This is a genomic window from Vibrio sp. WZ-1 (assembly GCF_052037695.1).
Lineage (GTDB): Bacteria > Pseudomonadota > Gammaproteobacteria > Enterobacterales > Vibrionaceae > Vibrio.
The window spans coordinates 25,212-48,382 of record NZ_JBQEQR010000076.1; the positions used below are offsets into that span (position 1 = coordinate 25,212).

The following is a 23,171-nucleotide window of genomic DNA, read 5'->3' on the forward strand; positions in this document are numbered from 1 at the left end:
AAAAAGAAACTTAACTTCAATTATTTACGTCATTCCAGCAAGCCTTAGCGAGACTAGGAATCTACTACCAGTACACTAGGAAGTAAGAATGTTTCTCCGTATCCGTCCTCGATTTAAAAGGCATAAAAATAAAGCCCGCGATTAAGCGAGCTTTATTTAGTTATTAAGTGTCCGGAACCATCACTCCAACGGCTCGGTCGGTGCTTGGTTGCCCGGCTTCGGTGCAGCAAATGGCACATCTTCTAATGCCTTGGCGTTATTCAACACCAATTCACCGACATGAAACAAACCAAACTCACCTGGCTTCATTCGTTGCCATGTCTCATTACCAGTTAGCGGCTGAGTCGCAATCACAGAAACCACATCATTTGGCGTCGTCTCTTCTTGGAAATTGATTTCTACATCTTCATCCAACAGTGCTGCTTTACCAAATGGTGCACGACGAGTGATCCAGTACAAATGGTTAGTGCAGTAAGTCATCACAAACTCACCATCACTGAGTAGCATGTTAAACACGCCCTTCTCTTTCAACCGGTCGCAGCACTGAGCTACGTAAGTAAAGACCGATTCCATGTCGTGAGGTGGCTCAGGAAACTTATCTTCCATCTGCTTGAGCAACCAACAGAAAGCCATCTCGCTATCAGTTTCTCCCACAGGACGATGACGACCGGTGTGCAAATCTTGGTAGTCAGTCAACTGACCATTGTGTGCAAAGGTCCAGTAACGCCCCCACAACTCGCGAGTAAACGGGTGCGTGTTTTCTAAGTTCACTCCGCCTCGGTTTGCTTGGCGAATATGGCTGACTACCGCACGACTTTTAATCGGGTAGTTTTGCACTAATTCAGCAATCTTAGAGTCACAACTTGGGTTTGGATCTTTGAAGTTACGAAACCCCTTTCCTTCATAGAAAGTAATTCCCCAACCATCACGATGCGGGCCCGTTCGACCACCGCGCTGCATCAATCCTGTAAAACTGAAACAAATATCTGTTGGAACATTTGCGCTCATGCCGAGCAATTCACACATGGTTTAACGAACTCCTTACCTTAAAACACAACTAAGCCAGCATTCGGTTTAGTCGTAAATCTTATTCCATCTCTTTTTCAATCAACTGAATGATGATATGAATGATCTTAATGTGCACTTCTTGAATGCGGTCTGCATAGCCAAAGTGAGGCACGCGGATCTCGATATCAGCAAGACCTGCCATCTTACCGCCATCTTTACCCGTTAGCGCAATCGTCTTCATGCCTTTCGCTTGTGCCGCTTCAATCGCTTTTAGGATGTTGCCTGAGTTGCCAGAAGTCGACAAACCAAACAGAACGTCACCCTTGCGACCAACGGCTTCTACGTAACGAGAGAATACGAAATCATAGCCAAAATCGTTACTTACACAAGAAAGGTGGCTTGGATCTGAAATAGCGATACCAGCGTAACCTGGGCGGTTTTCACGGTAACGACCTGTTAGCTCTTCTGCAAAGTGCATAGAGTCACAGTGAGAACCACCGTTACCGCACGACAACACTTTACCATCTTGCTTGAATGAGTCAGCAATCATTTTCGCTGCCGCTTCGATTTGTGCGATGTTGTGGTCATCACTTAAAAATTTATTCAGAACTTCAGCAGCTTCGTTTAATTCACTTCTAATCAGATCTTGGTACATAAGACGTTCTCTTTATTATCTCGGCCACAGCCATGAGGTTGAACCTCTCGCCAGGCAAATTGTTCCGATGTGAAATTCACACCGGACAGTTCATTACTCTGAGTTTACCCACAAACGAGAATTAGTGTCGATAGCGAACCAACAGATTTGGATTCATCACAGTAATAAACTTGTTAACTTGCTTACGAAATCATCACCCAACTCCCAACTTTAGAATTTTAACTCTACATAGATCACTTTTTACTCAATTCTGGGTTTTACATTTTATTAATATTTTGATTACACTTATGAGAACTGGTTAGACCTCTTACCAAAATACAGACGTACAACATTAATAAAGTCTGAAAAGGAAAAACATATGGATATCTTGCTCTCAATCGTCACGATGACAATTGTGTTAGGCATTGCGCTCTACCACAGAATATCTCTCGTGAAATCCGTCGGCCTGCTAACCGCTGCCATGCTAGCACTGACGATCGCAGGCTCAGTTGGTGTAATCGGCTGGGCACTTTACGTACTTGCTGCTGCGGTATTCGCCGTATCAGGAATTCGCCAATCGCTGATCAGCCGTAAAGCGCTCGTCATGTTTAAGAAAGTCCTACCTGCTATGTCTCAAACCGAGAAAGAAGCATTGGATGCAGGTACAGTATGGTGGGAAGCCGAGCTATTCAAAGGCAAGCCTGAATGGCAAAAACTACACGCCATCAAAGCACCTAAGCTGAGCAAAGAAGAGCAAGCATTCCTAGATGGTCCAGTAAATGAAGTGTGTGCCATGGTAAGTGATTACCAAGTCACTCACGAACTTGCAGATTTACCGCCGGAAGTGTGGCAATACCTGAAAGACAATAAGTTCTTCGCCATGATCATCAAGAAGAAATACGGTGGCCTAGAGTTCTCTGCATACGCGCAATCTTTGGTACTGCAAAAACTGACAGGCGTTTCTGGCGTGCTGTCGTCAACCGTTGGTGTACCTAACTCATTAGGCCCAGGTGAGCTACTGCAACACTACGGTACTGAAGAACAAAAAGATTACTACCTACCTCGCCTAGCAGAAGGTAAAGAAATCCCATGTTTCGCACTGACTAGCCCAGAAGCTGGTTCGGATGCTGGTTCTATCCCAGATTTCGGTGTGGTATGTAAAGGCGAGTGGGAAGGCGAAGAAGTATTGGGCATGCGCCTAACTTGGAACAAGCGTTACATCACCTTAGCGCCAGTCGCAACCGTACTTGGTCTTGCATTCAAGCTGCGTGACCCAGAAGGACTACTTGGTGATAAAGAAGATCTTGGTATCACTTGTGCTCTAATCCCAACTGACCTTAAAGGCGTTGAGATTGGTAACCGTCACTTCCCGCTTAACGTACCATTCCAAAATGGTCCAACTCGCGGTAAAGACATCTTCGTACCGATGGATTTCATCATCGGTGGTGAAAAAATGGCAGGCCAAGGCTGGCGTATGCTGGTTGAGTGTCTGTCAGTTGGTCGTGGTATCACGCTACCTTCAAACTCAACAGGTGGCATCAAGACAGCGGCTATGGCAACGGGCGCTTACTCACGCATTCGTCGTCAGTTCAAACAGCCTATCGGTCACATGGAAGGCGTGGAAGAGCCATTAGCACGTCTAGGTGGTAACGCCTACGTAATGGATGCCGCGAGCAACTTGACCGTGGCAGGTATCGACCTAGGTGAAAAACCTTCGGTTATCTCGGCTATCGTGAAGTACCACTGTACGCACCGTGGTCAACAAAGCATCATCGACGCGATGGACATCGTAGGCGGTAAAGGTATCTGTATGGGTCCTTCTAACTTCCTAGCGCGTGGTTACCAAGGTGCACCAATCGCGGTAACGGTAGAAGGTGCCAACATCCTAACTCGTTCGATGATCATCTTCGGTCAGGGCGCGATTCGTTGCCACCCTTACGTTCTTGAAGAGATGAACGCAGCATATTCTGACGCTGGCGACGCAGTTGAGAAGTTCGATAAAGCACTAGCGGGTCACGTGAGCTTCACCATGAGTAATCTCGTTCGCAGCATCTGGTTTGGTCTAAGTGATGGTCTGGGTTCAACATCACCAACCAAAGACGCAACCAAGCGCTACTACCAACAATTGAACCGTTACAGCGCAAACCTTGCTCTGCTATCGGATATCTCAATGGCGGTATTGGGTGGTTCGTTGAAACGTAAAGAGCGCCTGTCAGCGCGCCTCGGTGACATTCTAAGTCAGCTATACCTAAGTTCTGCAACACTGAAACGCTTCGAACAGGATGGCCGCCCTGTAGAAGATTTACCATTAGTGCATTGGGGCTTGCAAGACAGCTTGAAGCAGACTGAAGCCGCGATTGATGAGTTCCTAGCGAACTTCCCGAACAAAGTGATTGGTCGTGCACTGCGTGTGTTAATCATGCCATTCGGTCGTGTACGCAAAGCGCCAAGCGATAAGCTAGACAGCAAAGTCGCTCGTATTCTACAAACACCAAGTGCAACACGTTCACGCATTGGTCGTGGTCAGTACCTAGAACCAACGGAGCACAATGCCGCAGGTAAGATTGAGCTTGCGCTGTCTGTGATTCTTCAAGCTGAGCCTGTGTTCGACAAAGTATGTAAAGCACAAGGTAAACGCCGTCCATTTATGAATTTAGATATGATTGCTCAGGAAGGTCTAGAGCAAGGCGTGATCACGCAAGAAGAAGCGGAGCTGTTAAGAGAGGCTGAGCAGCATCGTCTAGATACTATTAACGTGGATGACTTTGAACCGGAGCTATTGGCCGCAAAGCCACTGTACCCTCAGATGGAAAACGTCGCTTGAGCGAATGATGGCTTAAACGATAAATAAGAAAGCAAACGGGAGCCGAGGCTCCCGTTTTTTATTGAATCTCCGCTACACGTAACACCGTGTAAGCAAAAGAAGCGTTTATTGTTCGTTATCTTCTTCAACAATAAACGACTGTTCAATTCTGCGCAGTTCTTCCTGCTCTTTTAGCTTAAGCTCTTCTTGAAGCGTCGCTTTACGTTCGTTCAGTGCTTTCTTTTCTGACTTCGTTAAGAACTTAACCGCTTTTTTATTCGCCAATGCGTACGCGACGACATCTTCACCTTTTTCACGACGTTCACTCACGCGTTGCGAGAAACGTTCATTGTCACGTGCTTTACGTTCAGCTGAACTTAATTTGCTCATTTTTATGCCTTTAATAAGAATATGACAGCCCGATTGCTGCCCTCAGGTAAACAAATGAGAAGTCATTCATATAGCTGATGGCGTGAGTTTAGCATAGATACTGAAAGGAACAGCGAAGCGATTGAGAACACAGACTAGAACCTGCTTACCAAGCACTCTCTAAAGGATGAAGAAACAAACGCCCTAGCACGCTGACAATAGATTCTTAGTCTCGCCGGAGCTCGCTAGAATGACGATTTATTTTGAGTTATCAGACTACTACACACGCAGAGCTACCAGACCACCGTCATTCTGAACAGTGAGGAACGAACGTGATTCAGAATCTACTATCCAAATGCTCCGCAGAGGATGAAGGCACAAGCCTCTCAGCACGCTAATAGCAGATTCTTGGTCTCGCCGGAGCTCGCTAGAATGACGATTTATTTTGAGTTATCAGATTACTACACGCGCAGAGCTACCAGAACACCGTCATTCTGAACAGTGAGGAACGAACGTGATTCAGAATCTACTATCCAAATGCTCCGTAGAGGATGAAGGCACAAGCCTCTCAACACGCTGATAGCAGATTCTTAGTCTCGCTGGAACGAGCAAAGTATTTAAACAAAAAACGGAGCCCATCAGCTCCGTTTCCTAATATTTCTTTCACCCTACTTCTTGGGCACTTCCAGTTGCATCTCTGGCATTGCATCACGTTTTGCTTTCAGTTTACGCCATACAAACCAAACAATTAACCCCAAAATTATGGCAATCACGTTGCCTACGGCAATAATTATCATGCTGCGCTTACGATCGGCTTCCCGCTGGGCAATCAATTGCTTTTCGAGCTTAATCTTACGTTGTTGCTCTAGCTCAGCCTCTTTCGCCAAACGTGCGGCTTCTATATCAACTTCTTCTACCACGCTAAACGACTGCTCGTTAATAGGAAATACTAACGCTCTCTCAGTAGCAAAATCCGTCGCGAAGATCCCACCTTTCCATGAGTACTTTCCTATCTCAGGGTCGTTATCCATCGTTAAAGTCGTGGTCAAGCCATCCGCACTAACCACACCCTGACTAAAAGTAGTAAAGCCATCAGGTGCAATTTGCTCAACACTTACCGCGAGTGACCCCGGCAGAACCATCCCCTGCTCGCCTCGTACGACCAACTGATGAGGCTTATTCACATCTCGGGATTGGATAAAGGTTTTGGAGACTGGCGTTGGATATACAAGAACGATTTGTTCTTGAGCACGCAAAAACACGCCATTGCCCGAGGTAATACGCGCTCGATATTTCCCAGGTGCTACATCAATAGGCAACTGCACGGTAAATACACCGTCTGCAGCTTTTTCATCAAGGTTGCGTCCATCATCGGTAAACTCACCAATAACAATCGGAACAGGACGAGCTTCTTTAATCAACTCATCTTCATTTTCCACATATTTGGTCAGTGTCACACGCAAATTGACGCGGTCTAAAAAATCGCGCAAAGCCAATAACTTATCATCGGAAGTAAGGCGAGCCGTAAACTTAAGCGCCTCACTTTGATATAAACGATTTGGAAAAGTGTCTGTTGTGAGCTTTAGGTGTGAGATTAAGCGAATATTGTTTTTAGGCGTAACTTTACCGACAGCCTGCCAAGGGCCGGACATCGGTTTATCAATGGAAATGATGTCTAGAGAGGGTTCTTGATACCAACGGACATTGTCATACTCACCCCATGAATAGTATTTTTTACCGTCAGGGCGAACTAACACAACTGGTTGAGAGCTTTGTTCACGATAAACCAAAAAGGTAATCTGCTCGATGCTGGGATCGACACGAAAGCGGTTATCTAACAAAGACATGACGGACTCATTTGCAAAAGCGAAACAACTCCAGAACGCTAAAATAGCGACTGACAAAGCCCTCAACATAGTCTCTCCTATTACTGCCAAATACTATCGTTCACCAGTTCTAGTCTTTTCTGGTGCGCTTCTACTTCATCGGCAGTTGCACGTAAAACCTTTAGCGCTTTTCTTCCTTCAACGCGACGAATGCCTTCTGCGCCGCCATCACTCTTGTTAGCGTTGAATTCTAGACTTGTTTGTCCACCAGTCATCAGTAGGTAAACGTCGGCTAGAATCTCCGCATCGAGCAATGCCCCGTGGAGAGTACGGTGTGAGTTATCAATGCCGTAACGTTCACACAATACGTCAAGGTTATTTCGCTTGCCCGGGAAGATTTTCTTCGCCATGGCAAGGGTATCGGTCACCTTACAGAAATCATCCGTTTTACCGATGGTTGGATCGAGCATTTCAAACTCGTAATCCATAAAGCCGGTATCGAAGGGCGCGTTGTGGGCAACCAGCTCGGCACCTTTGATGAAATCTAAAAACTCTTGGTGGACATTCGCATAGTCAGGCTTGTCGACTAGGAACTCATCGGTGATACCGTGAACCTCAATCGCATCAGGCTGAATTTCACGATCCGGTTTTAAGTAAACATGGAAGTGACGACCAGTCAGCTTACGGTTGATGATTTCTACGGCACCGATCTCGATAATGCGGTGACCCATGTAGTGTGGGCCGCCCTCGAGGTTCATACCCGTGGTTTCAGTATCGAGTACGACAATACGATTATGTTCAGAATTGCTGCTGGTATTCATAAGGTTATGTGTGTCAGACTATGCTTTATTAAATGTTTCGGCTAATAGTACCAAAAAATATGACCAAACACGTTGAGATTTTCACTGACGGTTCTTGTCTAGGCAATCCAGGGCCAGGTGGTTACGGCATTGTCCTGCGCTACAAGCAAACGGAAAAGACCCTAGCGAAAGGCTACACACTGACAACTAATAACCGCATGGAAATGCTGGCAGCTGTGGTTGCACTTCAAACGCTAAAAGAGCCATGCCAAGTAACGTTAACAACGGACAGCCAGTATGTGCGCCAAGGCATTACGCAGTGGATTCATAACTGGAAGAAACGTGGCTGGAAAACGGCAGATAAAAAGCCAGTGAAGAATGCCGATTTATGGCAGGCGCTAGATAAAGAAACCGCTCGCCATCAAGTGGATTGGCATTGGGTGAAAGGTCATGCTGGTCATCGTGAGAACGAAATCTGTGATGAGCTAGCACGCACAGCAGCCGAAAACCCAACCGAAGAAGATACCGGTTACCAAGCGTCTTAGTTTTTGCTACTGGATACCTTTTTCACTGCACTACCCTCTCTGTTCATCACACCCAGTGGTGTTAACTTTCTCTTCAAACGCCAATGAGGCTTGATTGGTTTGAGAGGGTAAGTTCGCTTACGAGCGACAATGTAGTACAAACTTCCAGCTGGTGATGCCCAATCGCCCAAACTGTTTTCTAACCAAGTCCACATGGTTTTGTAGCGTGTCATTGGGAACAACGCGTAACGATCACAATGAATCACTTGATAGTTCAATACCCCTAACCAGTCTTTGATACGGTTGGAGGTGAACATGCGACCGCTCCAAGGCAAATTGTTCCTGCGCCAAGGCAACAAACTCGCTAAACCAGTAAAACTGATCGGGTTAAAGCCCGTAATAATCAGATAACCATCATCCATCATGACGCGATCAACTTCGCGCAGCAGCCTATGGGGATCACTTGCATAGTCAAGCTGATGAGCAAGCACGACAACATCAAAGCTTTTCTCTAAAAAGGGTAATTCGTAACCATCTGCGATGACATTATGCAACGGGTTCTGGATATCTACGTTGACTTGGTGTTGAATGTTACAACTACAGCTGGTTAGCTCACAGCTCAAGCCACCCAATTTCAACATGTGGTAGCCGAATAACTTCGGACACCATTCATCAAGTCGGGTTTGGATTGACTCAAGTACCCACGGGCCATTGTTCATATCTGACCAAGTCGAAGGGTGCTGTATAGTTTTGTTGCTGAGTGCTGGTTTCATTAACCACCTGACTATAAAAAGGGTGACGGAGAACGAATCGTGTTAGAGATCAAAAGCATACCCGCATTTAATGATAATTACATCTGGCTGATACAAAATAGCGACAAGCGTTGTGCTGTGGTTGATCCGGGCGATGCCAAGCCAGTATTAGAATATTTACAGGCTAACGAGTTAACTTTAGAAGCGATCTTAATTACACACCACCACAACGATCACATTGGTGGCGTTCCTGATTTAGTTCGTGCTTTTCCTCACGTTTCTGTTGTAGGGCCAAAAGCAGAGCCGATTCCAACCTTGACCAATGCTATGGAAGAAGGCGACAAACTTGAGCTTTTCGGTGAAATCTTCATGGTGCTTGGCTTACCTGGCCACACTTTAGGTCACATTGGTTATGTAGGCGACAGCAAGTTATTCTGTGGTGATGTGCTGTTTTCAGCAGGATGTGGACGTATTTTTGAAGGCACACCAGAGCAAATGTTTGAGTCTTTAAGTAAAATTGCGGCTCTTCCGGAAGAAACTGAAGTCTTTTGTGCTCATGAATACACGGCAAGTAACGTGGCATTTGCACTCGCCGTCGAACCAGACAACGAGCAGCTGCGTCAGTACCGCGATGATGTAAACCGCCTACGCGCACTTAATATACCGACGCTTCCTACAACCCTGCGTAGAGAAAAATGGATCAACCCATTCTTGCGTACAAACAACCCGGAAGTGATTAAATCAGTCGCAAACCGCATTGAAAATAGCGATCCAGTCTCGGTTTTTACAGCTTTGCGTGAGTGGAAGAACGAGTTTTAACCTTTTTCTGCTTGTAACCTCCAAAAACGCAAGTATTATCATCTGCTGTTTGAGAAGCGCCTTGTGCGCTTCTATTGTTTTGGAGGGAGCGCATATCATTGCAATTCACTCCAATGCATAGGTGAGACCTTCTCATCCATTTGTAAGTAATAAATTGTCTATTATCTTGTGACTGCCACGCACAAAAGCTGCGCGACAGGCAGGAGAAGATAAACAGGCCCTAAATAGGCTGAATCCATGCGTTTGAAGTACAGTTGGGTGTTGGCGGTATTACTATCTGGCTGTCAACTAACTCAGTCAGACTCGACTACCACATCGACACCTGAAACCAACAAAACACAAGCAACAGACTCCCAGCAGGTTGCCAATACTCAACAAAAGGTTGAACCTGCGGAAAAAGCTGCCCCAAAAGTTATCACTCCTCAAGAGCAACAAGATGTATGGCGCCGTATCGGCATGCAGCTCAAGATGGACATTCCTCAAAGCAAAAAAGTCGACTACTACCGAACTTGGTACCTGAAACACCCAGGCCATCTACGTACCGTATCTCAACGAGCTGAGCCGTTTTTGTATCTCATTACAGAAAAAATCGAAGCCCGTGATTTACCGTTGGAGCTTGCTCTTTTACCTGTAGTCGAGAGCTCATTTGATGCATTTGCCTATTCACACGGCAGTGCTGCTGGCCTTTGGCAATTTGTTCCTGGCACAGGAAAAATGATGGGCCTAGAGCAAAACTTTTGGTATGACGGCCGCCGTGACGTAGACGCATCTACCGATGCTGCATTGGACTACCTTGTTAAGCTAAACCAGCGTTTCGACGGCAACTGGAATCACGCTATTGCGGCTTACAATAGTGGCGGCGGGCGTGTAAACAGCGCAATTCGAAAAAATAAAAAACTGGGCAAGCCAACGGACTTTTTCTCTCTAGACCTGCCGAAAGAAACCAGCAGTTACGTACCAAAACTGCTCGCTCTTGCAGATATTATTGCGAACCAAGATAAGTACGGCATCGAGATTCCACCTATCGCCAACAAGCCTGTTTTAGCGCTAGTTGATCCAAAAGAGCAGCTTGATTTGGCCATCGCAGCTAAGTACGCAGATATCAGCGTAAAAGAATTGCAAAGCTACAACCCTGCCTATAATCAATGGTCTACCGCTCCCGAGGGCCCGCACCAACTTCTTATCCCTATCGAGAAGAAAACGGCGTTTTTAAAAGATGTCAATCAGAACCGTGGGAAAGGGATGAAGGTTGTCCGCTATAAAGTGAAGTCAGGTGACTCCCTGAGCGTCCTCGCTGAAAAATATGGCACAACAACCAAGGTAATTCGTCGCGCGAATGGTATGAGCAGTAATAACATTCGAGTTGGTCAACACTTGATGATCCCAACATCAACTAAGGACGAAAATAGTTACGTTCTTTCAGCCCAAAATCGCTTGTCTAAAACACAAGCCACAGCTCGTGGTAAATATAAGCTGACTCATGTAGTGCAATCAGGAGAAAGCTTATGGTCTATCGCACGGGCAAATAAGGTATCGCACCAATCTCTAGCAAAATGGAATGGTATGGGGCCAAGAGATACCTTACGTGTTGGACAGAAGCTGGTGATATGGAAAAGTGGTGATCAAGGTGCTGTGATTCGTACCGTGTTCTATCAAGTGCGTTCTGGCGATACCATTAGCGGCATTGCTAGCAAATTTAAAGTAAAGAGTAATGACATTGTGAAATGGAACTCTCTTCAAAAACAAAAATACTTGAAGCCAGGACAGAAGCTCAAGCTGTATGTTGATGTAACTAAGGTGAGCGTATGAACTCCTCCAGTAACCCTCTCGTAATGTTGTTGGATATTTTTCGAGCACCAACAGCTTGTTTCCTTGCTCTCTACCAACGTGGAGGCTGGGGCTGGCAGCCTTTCATCATTTTGATGATTAGCCCATTTTTATTCTGGGGAGCTTACTTTTCGAACGTCGACTTTACTTGGTTAAGTGAGCAGCTTTCTGTTCAGTTCCAACAAATTGACCCTAAACAAGTAGAACTGCTTGAGCCGAACACGCTGATGGCAAGCGCTATCATTAATGATGTATTCAATCGTTTTGCAACACTACTTTTGTTAGCACTGTGGTTTTTCCTTGCTACCAAAGCAAGCAAGCAGCAATACGGCTACTGGAAGTGGTTTGCCGCATCAAGTGCAATACTGTTTCCAGCAGTACTAGGGGATATCGCAAGTTACGCAAGCCTGCTGCTCAAGCATGGTCAGGTAATGACATATGCCGCTGACTTAAACAGTCTTAATGGCTTGTTGAAACTACCGTTAACCAACGAATGGTCTCACTTTGCTAGTTCACTACCGTTACTGCTGCCTTGGTACATTGTACTTGGCTACGGTGCGGTTTTAACTTGGACGGAATTTGAACGCGGTCAGGCTCTTGTTATTGCGAGCCTGCCGTGGGTTGCGTTTTACGTAATTTGGGCGCTATACATTGTCGTGACGTAGATAGCCTTCAGTTAAGAAGTGAAAACGATACCAACAATGGATTATGATCAGAAGCGTCGCTCAGCGGCGCTTTTGAGTATTTTAGCTTTAAGCCTCGATAAAACACATGATCAAGCGGTAAGCCTGTAATAAACTGGGTACGTTGATCCGGGGAAAAGCGAACCTCTTTGAGGTCGATATCTGCCAATGCGACTTTCATTGCCGAAACCCTCTCTGCACTCCAGCTATTAAAATCTCCAGCAAAAATGATTGGGCCTTGATGCGCTTTCAATACCTTTTCTAACGTCGCTAACTGAGATAAATATTCATCTGTGCCCACAGTAAAGTTGATAGCATGAATGTTTATCACTGCCAGGTGCTGACCATTACTTAACTGGTATTCACTATAAAGTGCAGATTTAGGCAAGCGTAGCCATGGTTCTTTAGATGTATAAGCACAAGCTCGGATTGGTGCTTTGTGGGCAATACTGATAACACCTGCGTCGCTGCCAAGAGCCTTAAACGCTGACACTTGGTTACTGATCCACTGACCATCAATAAGCCAACGCTTCAGCTCACTCGTTAAACTGGCTTCTTGTAATAACAGCAATTGGCTCTGCTGCGATAGATGATTCAGTGCAACTTCCCAACTAGGCTTATTCTGCTTATAGATATTCCAAACTAAAACGTTTAATACTCCCTCATTATCAATCGCTTGAGGAGTATCAAAATCGACACATTTTACCGTTTGAGTTACGTTTTCTCCCGATTGAGAGATAAGCTGTGGTTGTTCCGAAACGGTGAACACCCACTGAAAAGCGAGTAATACTGATAAAGCAAGAAAAATAAGAACGGCAATAAAACGTTTAAGCATGACAACACCTGAGCTGACAACAAAAAAGGAGCCCAAGGCTCCCTTTTAGTTTAATCATATTTCGAAAAGAAATCGTACTATGAACTTAGATTGCGTCTTCGTCTTCTTCACCAGTACGGATACGTACGACGCGCTCGATATCAGTGACAAAGATCTTACCGTCACCGATCTTACCAGTTTGTGCTGTTTCGATGATAGTTTCTACACACTTGTCTGCGACATCTTCCGTCACAACGATTTCTAACTTCACTTTAGGAAGGAAATCCACCATGTACTCTGCACCACGGTACAATTCTGTGTGACCTTTCTGGCGACCAAAGCCTTTCACTTCAGAGACGGTCATCCCTGTAATGCCTACTTCAGCCAATGCTTCTCGAACATCATCCAATTTGAATGGCTTGATAATCGCTTCAATCTTTTTCATGTTCATCCCTTAAGCTTCAATCGTTTGCGCATATTATCGGTTAGCGCCTCACAACATTCAATCCTTGTTGTTACCAAGCAACTGAAAATCCTGATACTGATGGATTTTATTTGATGAAGAATGTAACAAAATCGCGAAGTCAGCAAGCCCGCACACCCTAAAAGAAAAAGCCAGAGTGTTGGCTCTGACTTGATTTGAATATTTCGCTGAGTCTATTTAAAACCGCATTTACTTCAAACTTGCATAAAACGCCGCTAAGTTTGCGATATCTTCATCAGAAAGCAAGTTTGCTTGTGCCTGCATAACTGGTGCTAAACCACCCGTACGCTGGCCTTGTTTGTAAGCCTTTATGGACGTAGCGATGTACTGCTCATTTTGACCTTTTAGGTTTGGGTAACCAGGAATAACAGCGATACCATCCGCACCATGACATGCAGCACACACTGCAGCTTTAGCTTGTCCAGCCGCTACGTCACCTGCAGCCAGTACTTGTCCACTTAGCATACCCAAGGCAACCACTGCACCTACCATCATTTTCTTCATTGCTTCACCTAATCATTTGTTATTTACCACCAGTGTACGCTTACCTTCCGATTGCAGTACATCAGCAAAAGGCAGAAACAAGCTCTAGAGGGGTGTTTTTAAGTTTTCATTGGCATTGTGACATGAATTACAACGACTTGCGCCATATCAGCTCACAGTCTTGACCGCTAAAAGCTTGATCAACAAATAGGTCAGCAACCGCAACAACTTTATCTTGATACATCAAAATTGGGATTCGACGACGTCGCCAACTTGGCACATTGTACTCTTGGAAGAGCTTTTTTAGCTTACGGCTGTGGTGTCGTGTGGTTGGGTGCGCAGAGAGTCCTTCTGGATTAAACATCACCCGTAATAGCTCCGGATGAGGCGGCATAGCAATGGTCGCTTTGTCCGAGCTAGTACTCAGTGTCAACTCGCCCAGTTGCTCAGGCAGCACCAACACCGTATCGGTTTGAATGTCACTTTGCCACTTCGTCACGTCTGCTGTTTCTGTTACCCAATAAAGGCGATTCTGAAAACGGCGAACTTCACCCTGCTTAAGCTGCAGCTTTGGGTTAGCATCTTGCTGTGCCGACGCGACTTCATTCCAAATCAAATTAAGCTGTACTTGCGTTGGCATGTTGGCATTCAGCTTAGCGAGCCACATGCGCACCAATCGTGCACGAGCGAGTTCACTGTGCGTGGCTAGCTCGTTAATACTCAAGCTCAGGTCGCTTTGTAGAGCACGCTCAAACACCGCGCCAAGCAGCTCATCCAACAAGGCTTCTTGCTGAGCGCACAAGCTAGCACTGCGTTGTACTGACTGGTGAATACTCGGCCAACGCTCATAGAGCTCTGGAACAATACGGTGGCGGAGGAAATTGCGATCGTAACGTGTGTCTTGGTTGCTTTCGTCTTCCACCCAATCTAGGCCTTGTTTCTTCGCTGCAGCTTCGATTTGCTCGCGCTTGATTACCAATAGAGGGCGAACCAGCGTGCCACCAGCAAAAGGCATGCTCTCTGCCATTGAAGATAAACCTTTCGGGCCGCTACCGCGTTTAAGCGCTAGCAAGAAGGTTTCCACTTGATCGTCGGCATGTTGCCCTGTCAGTAATAAATCGCCCTTTTGGATGTGCTTAGACAAGGCTTGATAGCGCGCTTCTCGAGCTAAAAGCTCAATACTTTCACCACTGTTTAGATCCAAGTTCACATGCTCTACCGAACAGAAGATACCGGCTTGTTTTGCCCACTGCATGCACTTTTCCGCCCAGTCATCAGCATTAGAGCTCAGTCCATGATGGACATAAACCGCACAGCAAACAAGGGGGCGTTGACGCTGGTAACGACTCAGTAACTCTAATAACAGGCGAGAGTCCACCCCACCACTGAACGCTAAGACGATCTTGGTGTTTGGTTGATGATAGCGTTCAAGCATTTGAGAAAAATGCAGGTAAAGTGATTCCATAAGCGATCCGATAGAAACAAAAAAGGGTTGGACACATGCCCAACCCTTTCTATTTTATCTGTTATCTCAAGAGAGATCAGCTAGCGCTTGGCGACAGCTGTAATTAACAGTAACCGTAGTTCATTAGACGCTGGTAACGACGCTCTAGTAGCGTTTCCTGGTCTAGTTGCTCAAGGTCTTCTAGCTGACGAAGCAGGTTCGCTTTCATGTTTGCAGCCATTTGAGCGTGGTCGCGGTGCGCACCTCCTAGTGGCTCTTCGATGATTTCATCGATAAGCTCAAGCTCTTTCAGACGTGGAGCGGTTAGACCCATCGCGTCTGCTGCTTGTGGTGCTTTGTCTGAATCACGCCATAGGATTGAAGCACAACCTTCTGGAGAGATTACTGAGTACGTTGAGTACTGAAGCATGTTCACGTAGTCACCTACACCGATTGCAAGTGCACCGCCTGAACCGCCTTCACCAACAACGTTACAGATGACTGGCACTTTAAGACCAGACATCACTTTAAGGTTAGTCGCGATAGCTTCAGATTGGCCACGCTCTTCCGCGCCAACACCTGGGTATGCACCTGCCGTGTCGATGAAAGTGATGATAGGCATGTTGAAACGCTCTGCCATTTCCATCAAACGTAGCGCTTTACGGTAACCTTCTGGTTTAGGCATACCAAAGTTACGTTTTACTTTTTCTTTGGTCTCACGACCTTTCTGGTGACCAATGATCATCACTGGGCGACCTTCAAGACGTGCGATACCACCAACGATCGCTTTGTCGTCAGCAAACGCGCGGTCACCCGCTAGTTCGTCAAATTCATCAAATGCGTGCTTGATGTAATCTAGTGTGTACGGACGTAAAGGGTGACGAGCCAGTTGAGCTGTTTCCCATGCACCTAGATTGCTGAAGGTTTTCTTCTTAAGTTCTAGGCTCTTTTTCTCAAGCTGTTCGATTTCTTTATCAAGGTCAACCGCAGAATCACCGCCGTGACGAGATACGTCGCGTAGCGCTTCAATTTTTGCTTCTAGTTCTGCAATTGGCTTTTCAAATTCAAGAAAGTTTAGGCTCATCTATGAATCCTTTTTGACTCAGCGTCTTACGTATTGCGCTGAATTTTTTAGTTAAATTCGAGTTCTACTTGGCCTTTACCAAGTAACTGTTTTAAATCGTCTAGCAATGTATCAGTTGGCGTTACTCGCCATTCGGTGCCCAATGTTAACCGCGCTCTGGCGTCGGCACGCTGGTAGTATACATTGACAGGTACGGTTCCGGCTTTGTGCGGTTCTAAAATACGCGTAAATTGTTCAAAGAATTTATCGTTGATCTGGTTAGCATCAATAGAAACCGACAAACCACGTGCGTATTTTTCACGTGCAGTACCCAGATCCATAACTTCACGCGCCGACATTTTAAGGCCACCGTTGAAGTCATCAAAGCTGACCTGTCCAGAAACCACCAAAATTTTATCTTTTTCGAGAAGTTCTGCATACCTATCAAGCGCATCCGAGAACAACATCACTTCCATTCGACCACTTCGATCATCTAAAGTCATCAAACCGATGCGCGTTCCACGCTTGGTTGTCATTACACGAGCTGCAATCACCAACCCTGCAACAGTCACGGATTGATCGCGCCGAGTTGGGGTCGCGTCTTTTAGTCGACAACTAACGTACTTATTTAGTTCCTTTATGTAGGCGTTAACTGGGTGACCGGTCAAATACAAGCCCAGAGTTTCGCGTTCACCCTCTAGCCATACTTTTTCTGGCCAAGCTGGCACCTGAGTATATTTATGTTCAACTTCTTCTGGCGCATCGGTAAGTACACCAAACATATCCCCTTGGCCAAATGCTTCAGCTTGGTGATGTTGACTGGCTGCTTTTACCGCATCATTGAGCGATGCCATCAATGCCGCACGGTGTGGACCAAGCCTGTCGAGTGCGCCCGCGTAAATCAGTTTTTCGATAACACGCTTGTTGACCTTTTTCAGGTCGATTCGCGCACAGAAGTCAAATAGGTCAATGAAGTGACCGCCTTTGTTTCGTGCTTCTAAGATCGCATCAATTGGACCTTCACCAACACCTTTAATTGCCCCAATGCCGTAAACAATCGCACCGTTTTCGTCCACGTTAAAACGGTACAAACCCGAGTTAATGTCTGGTGGTAAGACGGTCAGTTTCATGCGGAAACATTCGTCCACAAGGCCAACGACTTTTTCGGTGTTATCCATATCGGCGGTCATTACCGCGGCCATGAATTCTGCTGGGTAGTGCGTCTTTAGCCATAGTGTTTGATAAGAAACCAACGCATAAGCAGCAGAGTGCGATTTGTTAAAGCCGTAACCTGCGAACTTTTCTACCAAGTCGAAGATCTTCATCGCCAGCTCGCCATCGACGCCGTTAGCAATCGCTCCTTCTTCAAAGGTAGCACGCTGCTTAGCCATCTCTTCCGGCTTTTTCTTACCCATCGCACGACGAAGCATGTCCGCACCACCAAGGGTGTAGCCAGACAGTACCTGTGCGATCTGCATTACCTGTTCTTGATACAGGATGATGCCGTAAGTTGGATCGAGGATCTCTTTAAGTGATTCGTGTTGCCATTTTTCATCTGGGTAAGAGATCGCTTCTCGACCATGTTTACGGTCGATAAAGTTATCTACCATGCCCGACTGTAGCGGCCCCGGACGGAAAAGGGCTACCAATGCGATGATGTCTTCGAAACAGTCCGGCTGTAGACGTTTGATCAGCTCTTTCATACCACGCGATTCCAGCTGGAATACCGCGGTAGTTTCTGAGTTTTGCAACAGTCGGAAAGAGGCAGGATCCACCAGCGGGATCGACTCAATCTGGACCGGTTCTTTACCTTCACGTTCTAAACGCGGGTTAATCAATCCCAGCGCCCAGTCGATGATGGTTAGGGTTCTTAGACCCAAGAAGTCGAATTTAACCAGACCGGCGGTTTCGACGTCGTTCTTGTCGAACTGAGTAACTGGGAAGTGACCTTCCGCATCGGCATAAATTGGAGCAAAGTCTGTAATCGTGGTTGGCGAGATTACAACACCACCGGCGTGCTTACCGGCATTTCGTGTACAACCTTCGAGGATGCGACACTTATCGATCAGCTCTTTAACTTCTTCATCAGCATCATAAAGTTCTGGCAGTGCAGGTTCAGCTTTAAACGCTTTCTCTAGCGTCATACCTGGGTCAGGTGGAACCAGTTTCGAAATACGGTCAACGAAGCCAAACGGGTGACCCAGTACACGGCCAACATCGCGGATTACCGCCTTTGCCGCCATGGTACCGAAAGTGATGATCTGAGATACCGCATCACGACCGTACATTTCCGCCACGTGATCAATTACTTGGTCACGCTTATCCATACAGAAGTCGACGTCGAAATCGGGCATGGAGACACGTTCTGGGTTCAAGAAACGTTCGAAAAGAAGGTCATATTCTAGTGGATCAAGGTCGGTGATTTTTAATGCGTATGCCACCAAAGAACCAGCACCCGAACCACGACCCGGACCTACCGGAATCGCGTTGTCTTTCGACCACTGGATGAACTCCATTACGATCAAGAAGTAACCTGGGAATCCCATTTGGTTGATTACGTCGAGTTCGATTTGCAGACGGTCGTCGTATTCTGGTCGACGCTCTTTACGCTCTGCTTCGTCTGGGAATAAAAACTCTAGACGCTCCTCCAAGCCTTCACGAGATTTCATCACCAAGAATTCGGTTTCTTCCATCCCTTCGGTTGGGAAGGCTGGCAGGAAGTATTCGCCAAGACGTACCGTTACGTTACAGCGTTTAGCAATTTCGACACTGTTTTCCAACGCTTCCGGAATGTCGGCAAATAGCTCACACATTTCCTCTTCAGTACGTAAATACTGTTCTGGACTGTAGTTCTTGGGACGACGCGGATCTTCTAGGGTGTAACCATCGTGGATCGCCACACGGATTTCATGAGCATCAAACAAGTCTTCGCTGATGAACACCACTTCGTTAGTAGCAACGACTGGCAGCTCGGCCTCTTCCGCCAATTCAACCGCAAAGTGAAGGTAGGTTTCTTCATCTGGGCGACCGGTACGAACCAGTTCTAGATAGAAACGATCTGGGAAGTATTGGTTGTAAAACTCAACACAGCTATCAACAACTTTACGATTGCCTTTTAGTAACGCTTTACCGATTTCACCGTTTTTCGCACCAGAAAGCACTATCAAGCCTTCTGACAGCTCTGCTAACCAAGCTTTATCGATAACAGGTTGATGTTGTACGTGGCCACGAAGGTAAGCTTTTGAGATCAGCAACGTGAGGTTTTTATAACCTTCGTTGTTTGCTGCTAGTAGCGTTAATTGCGTCAGCTCCTCGCCAAACTCATCCGATTGCATTTTGAAGTCTGCACCGATGATTGGCTTCACACCACTGCCGTGCGCAGTACCGTAGTATTTCACCAGACCACACAGGTTGGTGAAATCGGTCAACGCCATAGCTGGCATACCGAGTTCTGCGACTTTCTTAACGAGCGGTGGAACTTTGTTGATACCATCCACCATCGAGAAATCACTGTGGATTCGAAGGTGAATGAACTTGGGATCTGACATTAACAGGTACCGTAAAACTATATCTTGTTTGGGATTCTAACCTAAAGCGGGCGTGGTTTATAACACCGATACGCCCATTCTATTACTTTGCTTTATTCTTCGATGCCGAGCGCTTTCTTCACGGGCTTGAAGCTCTTACGATGCTCACTGATGACACCATGCTGTTCAATTGCTTCAAAGTGCGCTTTGGTTGGGTAACCTTTATGCTTAGCAAAGCCAAACTGTGGGTGTTGTTTATCCAACTCTTCCATTTCTTGGTCGCGAACCACTTTCGCAATAATCGAAGCCGCACTGATTTCAGCCACACGCAAATCGCCTTTCACCACTGCTTGGGAATCCATTGGCAGTTCAGGGCAACGATTGCCATCGATAAGCGCAAGGTCTGGCTGCACTTTCAAACCCGCAATCGCACGTTGCATGGCAACCATGGTCGCTTGCAGGATATTGAGCTCATCAATTTCTTCAGGAGAACAGCGACCTACCGCCCATGCTAAAGCTTTCTCTTTGATTTCTGGCAGCAGCGCAATGCGCTTTTTCTCGCTCAGTTTTTTCGAGTCGTTTAGGCCTTCAATTGGGTTATTTGGATCTAAGATAACCGCAGCGGTAACGACATCACCCACCAAAGGACCACGCCCCACCTCATCAACACCCGCAATCAACTGATAGCCATGCGGATATTCAAACGGTGGTAGTTCAACTTTTGCTTTGGTCGTTTTTGGTTTTACAGCCATGGTAAATCTCTATTTTTCAATCAGTTTTAGAACCGCGTTTGCGGCTTGTTGATCTGCATCTTTGCGAATCCAATGATGCATTTCAGTAAACTTATCCAACATTTCTCGGTTGTCGCTCTCTAGTAAGCGAGACACTTCGTTGAATAAGTTGTCTGGCGTGCAATCATCTTGCAGGTATTCTTTGACCAGCTCGGTATCGGCCAGAATGTTTGGCAGCGAAACGTATTTGGTTTTCAGCAGACGCTTAGCAAGGAAAGCCGTTACAGCGTTTACACGGTAACCGACCACCATTGGACGTTTGAGTAACATACATTCCAACGCTACGGTGCCAGATGCCAACATCACGGCATCAGACGCGGTAATCACGTTACGCGCCGTATCATCCACCAGCTTGAAGTCCAACTCCGGTGCGTGCTCTTTCCACACTTGCTCGAATTGCTCACGGCGCTTCTGGTTTACTAACGCAACAACAAAGCCAAGATCTGGGAATTTCTGATGCAACTTCTTACACGTTTCGATAAATGGCTGAGAGAGCATTTTCAGCTCGCTGCCACGGCTACCCGGAAGTACCGCTAACCATTGCTTATCTTGCTCTAAACCCAGTAGCTCACGTGCAGGCGCTTTGTCTGATTGCAGCGGAATAGCATCTGCCAATGTGTGACCAATGAATTCACACGGCACATTAAATTTGTCGTAGAACGCTTTTTCAAACGGTAGAAATGCCAACACTAGGTTAGTCGCTGCTTCAATTTTGAAGATGCGCTTTTGACGCCATGCCCAAACCGACGGGCTTACGTAATGTACGGTTTTGATACCAGCATTTTTCAGGTCTAGTTCAACACGCAAGTTGAAGTCTGGCGCATCGATGCCAACGAAAACATCCGGCGGATTTTCAGTGAAGTATTTAACCAGCTCAGCTTTAACTTTCAACAGCCTTGGTAAGCGACCTAACACTTCTACTAAACCCATTACGGCCAGCTCTTCCATTTCGAACAGAGACTCGCAGCCTTGCGCAATCATTTTAGGGCCACCAATACCAACAAACTCTGCGTCTGGGTATTGTTGTTTTACCGCTTTGATAAAGCCTTCACCTAGCGTGTCGCCAGACAGTTCTCCGGCAATAATGCCAATACGTAATGGTCTTTCCATATCTACTTCGCTATTTTCCTGTGCGCTATGGATAACGTTTTACACTATGTAGCCACACAAACCGCAGCGTACAAACCGTTATCCATAAAACACAAAAAGACCGCAGCCCTATTTGGGCGCGATCTTTTCAATTTAACCGTTCATTCGTTGATTAACGAATGATGCCACGTTCCGTTGTTTCCAGAATATCTGAGAAACGTTTCACTGCAGGCCACTCTTGTGCCATTTCAGCTAGGATTGGTTTTACTTCTTCCAGAGTCTTACCTGAACGGTAGATTTCTTTGTACGCTTTTTGCAGCGCACGAATTTCTGGTTTTTCGAAACCATTACGCTTCAAGCCAACCAAGTTCAAACCAAATGGTGTTGCGTGGTTACCTTGAGCCAATACGTAAGCTGGTACGTCTTGAACAACCGCAGAACAGCCGCCAACGTAAGCATAAGCACCAACAGTACAGAATGGGTGAATCGCAGATAGCGCCATCACACCTGCGTGATCATCTACGGTTACGTGACCACCCAGAATCGCATTGTTACCAATGTGAGTGTGGTTACCTACGACAACATCGTGTGCAATGTGTGCGTTAACACAAAGCAGGTTGTCGTCACCGATCACTGTCGTTGCTTTATCTTGAACCGTACCACGGTGAACCTGAACCGCTTCACGAATCACGTTACGGTCACCGATAACCACCGTTGTATCTTCGCCGCCGTACTTCTTGTCTTGGTTTTCTTCACCAATCACAGCATGTGGGAAAATGCGGTTATCTTTACCAATTTTGGTGTGGCCTTTGATCACTACGTGAGACATCACTTCTGTGCCTTCACCAATTTCCACCGTAGAGGTAATGTAAGTGAAAGGACCAACGGTCACGTTAGCGCCAATTTTCGCGCCTTCTTCTACCACCGCAGCTGGGTGGATTTTAGCGGTTTCATGAATCATATTAAAACTCTCGACGAGCACACTTCAGCTCAGCTGAACATACCACTTCGCCGTCAACTTTTGCTACACCACTAAATGCAGCAATACCACGACGCTCTTTCAGAAATTCTACTTCAATAATCATCTGATCGCCTGGTACTACAGGTTTACGGAACTTAGCACCGTCAACACTTGCGAAGTAGTACAGCTCATTTTCCGTTGGTGCACCAAATGATTTAAATGCAAGCAAGCCTGTTGCCTGAGCCATAGCTTCCAGGATTAGTACACCTGGGAATACTGGCAGCTGTGGAAAGTGACCTGTGAACTGAGGTTCATTAACCGACACATTTTTAATCGCGTGAAGGTACTTCTCTTCTTGGAAGTCAATCACTCGGTCGATCAATAAGAATGGGTAGCGATGAGGTAATAGCTCTTGAATTTCAGAGATGTTCATCGTTTTCTTTTCAGTAGTCAAAGTCGTCTTCCTATAT

Annotated in this window: 21 protein-coding genes; 5 read left to right on the forward strand and 16 right to left on the reverse strand. The window is 46.3% G+C overall.

The window, feature by feature from the left end:
- Nucleotides 1–180 precede the first annotated feature (180 nt).
- Both ACTS60_RS12720 and lpcA read right to left on the reverse strand, forming a co-directional pair.
- Nucleotides 181–1,026, reverse strand: coding sequence for a class II glutamine amidotransferase (locus ACTS60_RS12720; RefSeq protein ID WP_440888544.1), 846 nt, complete (start codon nucleotides 1,024–1,026; stop codon nucleotides 181–183).
- Between the two features lie 61 nt (nucleotides 1,027–1,087).
- Nucleotides 1,088–1,663 carry a D-sedoheptulose 7-phosphate isomerase gene (lpcA, locus tag ACTS60_RS12725; RefSeq protein WP_005436835.1) on the reverse strand — a complete coding sequence of 192 codons (576 nt, stop codon included), beginning with the start codon at nucleotides 1,661–1,663 and terminating at the stop codon, nucleotides 1,088–1,090.
- A gap of 358 nt (nucleotides 1,664–2,021) precedes the next feature.
- Between lpcA and fadE the strand changes: the two genes are divergently transcribed.
- Nucleotides 2,022–4,466: an acyl-CoA dehydrogenase FadE gene (fadE, locus tag ACTS60_RS12730; RefSeq protein ID WP_440888545.1), complete on the forward strand. Its 2,445-nt coding sequence runs from the start codon at nucleotides 2,022–2,024 to the stop codon at nucleotides 4,464–4,466.
- Nucleotides 4,467–4,571: 105 nt separating this feature from the next.
- Here fadE and ACTS60_RS12735 read toward each other — a convergent pair whose 3' ends face one another.
- The 3 genes from ACTS60_RS12735 to dnaQ all read right to left on the reverse strand — a co-directional run bounded on the left by ACTS60_RS12735 (nucleotide 4,572) and on the right by dnaQ (nucleotide 7,461).
- Nucleotides 4,572–4,835, reverse strand: coding sequence for a DNA polymerase III subunit epsilon (locus tag ACTS60_RS12735; RefSeq protein WP_440888546.1), 264 nt, complete (start codon nucleotides 4,833–4,835; stop codon nucleotides 4,572–4,574).
- A gap of 647 nt (nucleotides 4,836–5,482) precedes the next feature.
- Nucleotides 5,483–6,730 carry a TIGR03503 family protein gene (locus tag ACTS60_RS12740; RefSeq protein ID WP_440888547.1) on the reverse strand — a complete coding sequence of 416 codons (1,248 nt, stop codon included), beginning with the start codon at nucleotides 6,728–6,730 and terminating at the stop codon, nucleotides 5,483–5,485.
- An 11-nt stretch (nucleotides 6,731–6,741) separates the two neighbouring features.
- Entirely contained in the window at nucleotides 6,742–7,461 is a 720-nt protein-coding gene (gene dnaQ, locus ACTS60_RS12745; RefSeq protein WP_440888548.1) for a DNA polymerase III subunit epsilon, read from the reverse strand.
- 59 nt (nucleotides 7,462–7,520) lie between these two features.
- Here dnaQ and rnhA point away from each other — a divergent pair, with 59 nt between their 5' ends.
- Nucleotides 7,521–7,985 (forward strand): ribonuclease HI, encoded by a 465-nt coding sequence (gene rnhA / locus ACTS60_RS12750; RefSeq protein ID WP_005436823.1) that lies wholly within the window; start codon nucleotides 7,521–7,523, stop codon nucleotides 7,983–7,985.
- On the opposite strand, the gene ACTS60_RS12755 is transcribed toward rnhA, so the two are convergent.
- Complete coding sequence (locus ACTS60_RS12755; RefSeq protein ID WP_440888549.1) at nucleotides 7,982–8,737, reverse strand: class I SAM-dependent methyltransferase; 756 nt, start codon at nucleotides 8,735–8,737, stop codon at nucleotides 7,982–7,984. The genes rnhA and ACTS60_RS12755 overlap by 4 nt on opposite strands.
- Nucleotides 8,738–8,776: 39 nt before the next feature.
- Between ACTS60_RS12755 and gloB the strand changes: the two genes are divergently transcribed.
- The 3 genes from gloB (at nucleotide 8,777) to ACTS60_RS12770 (ending at nucleotide 12,027) form a co-directional block, all read left to right on the forward strand.
- Nucleotides 8,777–9,535 carry a hydroxyacylglutathione hydrolase gene (gloB, locus tag ACTS60_RS12760; protein WP_440888550.1) on the forward strand — a complete coding sequence of 253 codons (759 nt, stop codon included), beginning with the start codon at nucleotides 8,777–8,779 and terminating at the stop codon, nucleotides 9,533–9,535.
- A gap of 237 nt (nucleotides 9,536–9,772) precedes the next feature.
- Complete coding sequence (locus ACTS60_RS12765; protein ID WP_440888551.1) at nucleotides 9,773–11,344, forward strand: LysM peptidoglycan-binding domain-containing protein; 1,572 nt, start codon at nucleotides 9,773–9,775, stop codon at nucleotides 11,342–11,344.
- Nucleotides 11,341–12,027 carry a YIP1 family protein gene (locus tag ACTS60_RS12770; RefSeq protein ID WP_440888552.1) on the forward strand — a complete coding sequence of 229 codons (687 nt, stop codon included), beginning with the start codon at nucleotides 11,341–11,343 and terminating at the stop codon, nucleotides 12,025–12,027. The genes ACTS60_RS12765 and ACTS60_RS12770 overlap by 4 nt, the downstream gene beginning before the upstream one ends.
- Nucleotides 12,028–12,034: 7 nt before the next feature.
- Here the strand turns inward: ACTS60_RS12770 and ACTS60_RS12775 are convergent, their stop codons facing one another.
- The 10 genes from ACTS60_RS12775 to fabZ form a co-directional block, all read right to left on the reverse strand.
- Nucleotides 12,035–12,880, reverse strand: a complete 846-nt coding sequence (locus tag ACTS60_RS12775; RefSeq protein WP_440888553.1) for an endonuclease/exonuclease/phosphatase family protein — start codon at nucleotides 12,878–12,880, stop codon at nucleotides 12,035–12,037.
- A gap of 85 nt (nucleotides 12,881–12,965) precedes the next feature.
- Nucleotides 12,966–13,304, reverse strand: a complete 339-nt coding sequence (gene glnB / locus ACTS60_RS12780) for a nitrogen regulatory protein P-II (protein WP_005380372.1) — start codon at nucleotides 13,302–13,304, stop codon at nucleotides 12,966–12,968.
- 228 nt (nucleotides 13,305–13,532) lie between these two features.
- Nucleotides 13,533–13,847, reverse strand: a complete 315-nt coding sequence (locus ACTS60_RS12785) for a c-type cytochrome (RefSeq protein ID WP_010449720.1) — start codon at nucleotides 13,845–13,847, stop codon at nucleotides 13,533–13,535.
- 127 nt (nucleotides 13,848–13,974) lie between these two features.
- Complete coding sequence (gene tilS / locus ACTS60_RS12790) at nucleotides 13,975–15,291, reverse strand: tRNA lysidine(34) synthetase TilS (protein WP_440888554.1); 1,317 nt, start codon at nucleotides 15,289–15,291, stop codon at nucleotides 13,975–13,977.
- Nucleotides 15,292–15,394: 103 nt separating this feature from the next.
- The gene (accA, locus tag ACTS60_RS12795) at nucleotides 15,395–16,354 is read right to left on the reverse strand and encodes an acetyl-CoA carboxylase carboxyl transferase subunit alpha (protein ID WP_045369569.1); all 960 of its coding nucleotides are present in this window, start codon (nucleotides 16,352–16,354) and stop codon (nucleotides 15,395–15,397) included.
- Between the two features lie 47 nt (nucleotides 16,355–16,401).
- Nucleotides 16,402–19,881, reverse strand: a complete 3,480-nt coding sequence (gene dnaE / locus ACTS60_RS12800; RefSeq protein WP_440888555.1) for a DNA polymerase III subunit alpha — start codon at nucleotides 19,879–19,881, stop codon at nucleotides 16,402–16,404.
- Nucleotides 19,882–19,973: 92 nt separating this feature from the next.
- Nucleotides 19,974–20,612 carry a ribonuclease HII gene (gene rnhB, locus ACTS60_RS12805; RefSeq protein WP_440888556.1) on the reverse strand — a complete coding sequence of 213 codons (639 nt, stop codon included), beginning with the start codon at nucleotides 20,610–20,612 and terminating at the stop codon, nucleotides 19,974–19,976.
- Nucleotides 20,613–20,621: 9 nt separating this feature from the next.
- The gene (lpxB, locus tag ACTS60_RS12810; RefSeq protein ID WP_440888557.1) at nucleotides 20,622–21,761 is read right to left on the reverse strand and encodes a lipid-A-disaccharide synthase; all 1,140 of its coding nucleotides are present in this window, start codon (nucleotides 21,759–21,761) and stop codon (nucleotides 20,622–20,624) included.
- A gap of 151 nt (nucleotides 21,762–21,912) precedes the next feature.
- Entirely contained in the window at nucleotides 21,913–22,701 is a 789-nt protein-coding gene (lpxA, locus tag ACTS60_RS12815) for an acyl-ACP--UDP-N-acetylglucosamine O-acyltransferase (protein WP_005430231.1), read from the reverse strand.
- A gap of 1 nt (nucleotide 22,702) precedes the next feature.
- Nucleotides 22,703–23,155 carry a 3-hydroxyacyl-ACP dehydratase FabZ gene (gene fabZ, locus ACTS60_RS12820; protein ID WP_005430234.1) on the reverse strand — a complete coding sequence of 151 codons (453 nt, stop codon included), beginning with the start codon at nucleotides 23,153–23,155 and terminating at the stop codon, nucleotides 22,703–22,705.
- Nucleotides 23,156–23,171: the final 16 nt, after the last annotated feature.

Excerpts from the sequence above, each read along its gene's own strand:
- ACTS60_RS12720 (WP_440888544.1), bottom strand. The coding sequence starts at position 1,026 with ATGTGTGAATTGCTCGGCATGAGCGCAAATGTTCCAACAGATATTTGT.
- lpcA (WP_005436835.1), bottom strand. The coding sequence starts at position 1,663 with ATGTACCAAGATCTGATTAGAAGTGAATTAAACGAAGCTGCTGAAGTT.
- fadE (WP_440888545.1), top strand. The coding sequence starts at position 2,022 with ATGGATATCTTGCTCTCAATCGTCACGATGACAATTGTGTTAGGCATT.
- ACTS60_RS12735 (WP_440888546.1), bottom strand. The coding sequence starts at position 4,835 with ATGAGCAAATTAAGTTCAGCTGAACGTAAAGCACGTGACAATGAACGT.
- ACTS60_RS12740 (WP_440888547.1), bottom strand. The coding sequence starts at position 6,730 with ATGTTGAGGGCTTTGTCAGTCGCTATTTTAGCGTTCTGGAGTTGTTTC.
- dnaQ (WP_440888548.1), bottom strand. The coding sequence starts at position 7,461 with ATGAATACCAGCAGCAATTCTGAACATAATCGTATTGTCGTACTCGAT.
- rnhA (WP_005436823.1), top strand. The coding sequence starts at position 7,521 with ATGACCAAACACGTTGAGATTTTCACTGACGGTTCTTGTCTAGGCAAT.
- ACTS60_RS12755 (WP_440888549.1), bottom strand. The coding sequence starts at position 8,737 with ATGAAACCAGCACTCAGCAACAAAACTATACAGCACCCTTCGACTTGG.
- ACTS60_RS12765 (WP_440888551.1), top strand. The coding sequence starts at position 9,773 with ATGCGTTTGAAGTACAGTTGGGTGTTGGCGGTATTACTATCTGGCTGT.
- ACTS60_RS12770 (WP_440888552.1), top strand. The coding sequence starts at position 11,341 with ATGAACTCCTCCAGTAACCCTCTCGTAATGTTGTTGGATATTTTTCGA.
- ACTS60_RS12775 (WP_440888553.1), bottom strand. The coding sequence starts at position 12,880 with ATGCTTAAACGTTTTATTGCCGTTCTTATTTTTCTTGCTTTATCAGTA.
- glnB (WP_005380372.1), bottom strand. The coding sequence starts at position 13,304 with ATGAAAAAGATTGAAGCGATTATCAAGCCATTCAAATTGGATGATGTT.
- ACTS60_RS12785 (WP_010449720.1), bottom strand. The coding sequence starts at position 13,847 with ATGAAGAAAATGATGGTAGGTGCAGTGGTTGCCTTGGGTATGCTAAGT.
- tilS (WP_440888554.1), bottom strand. The coding sequence starts at position 15,291 with ATGGAATCACTTTACCTGCATTTTTCTCAAATGCTTGAACGCTATCAT.
- accA (WP_045369569.1), bottom strand. The coding sequence starts at position 16,354 with ATGAGCCTAAACTTTCTTGAATTTGAAAAGCCAATTGCAGAACTAGAA.
- dnaE (WP_440888555.1), bottom strand. The coding sequence starts at position 19,881 with ATGTCAGATCCCAAGTTCATTCACCTTCGAATCCACAGTGATTTCTCG.
- rnhB (WP_440888556.1), bottom strand. The coding sequence starts at position 20,612 with ATGGCTGTAAAACCAAAAACGACCAAAGCAAAAGTTGAACTACCACCG.
- lpxB (WP_440888557.1), bottom strand. The coding sequence starts at position 21,761 with ATGGAAAGACCATTACGTATTGGCATTATTGCCGGAGAACTGTCTGGC.
- lpxA (WP_005430231.1), bottom strand. The coding sequence starts at position 22,701 with ATGATTCATGAAACCGCTAAAATCCACCCAGCTGCGGTGGTAGAAGAA.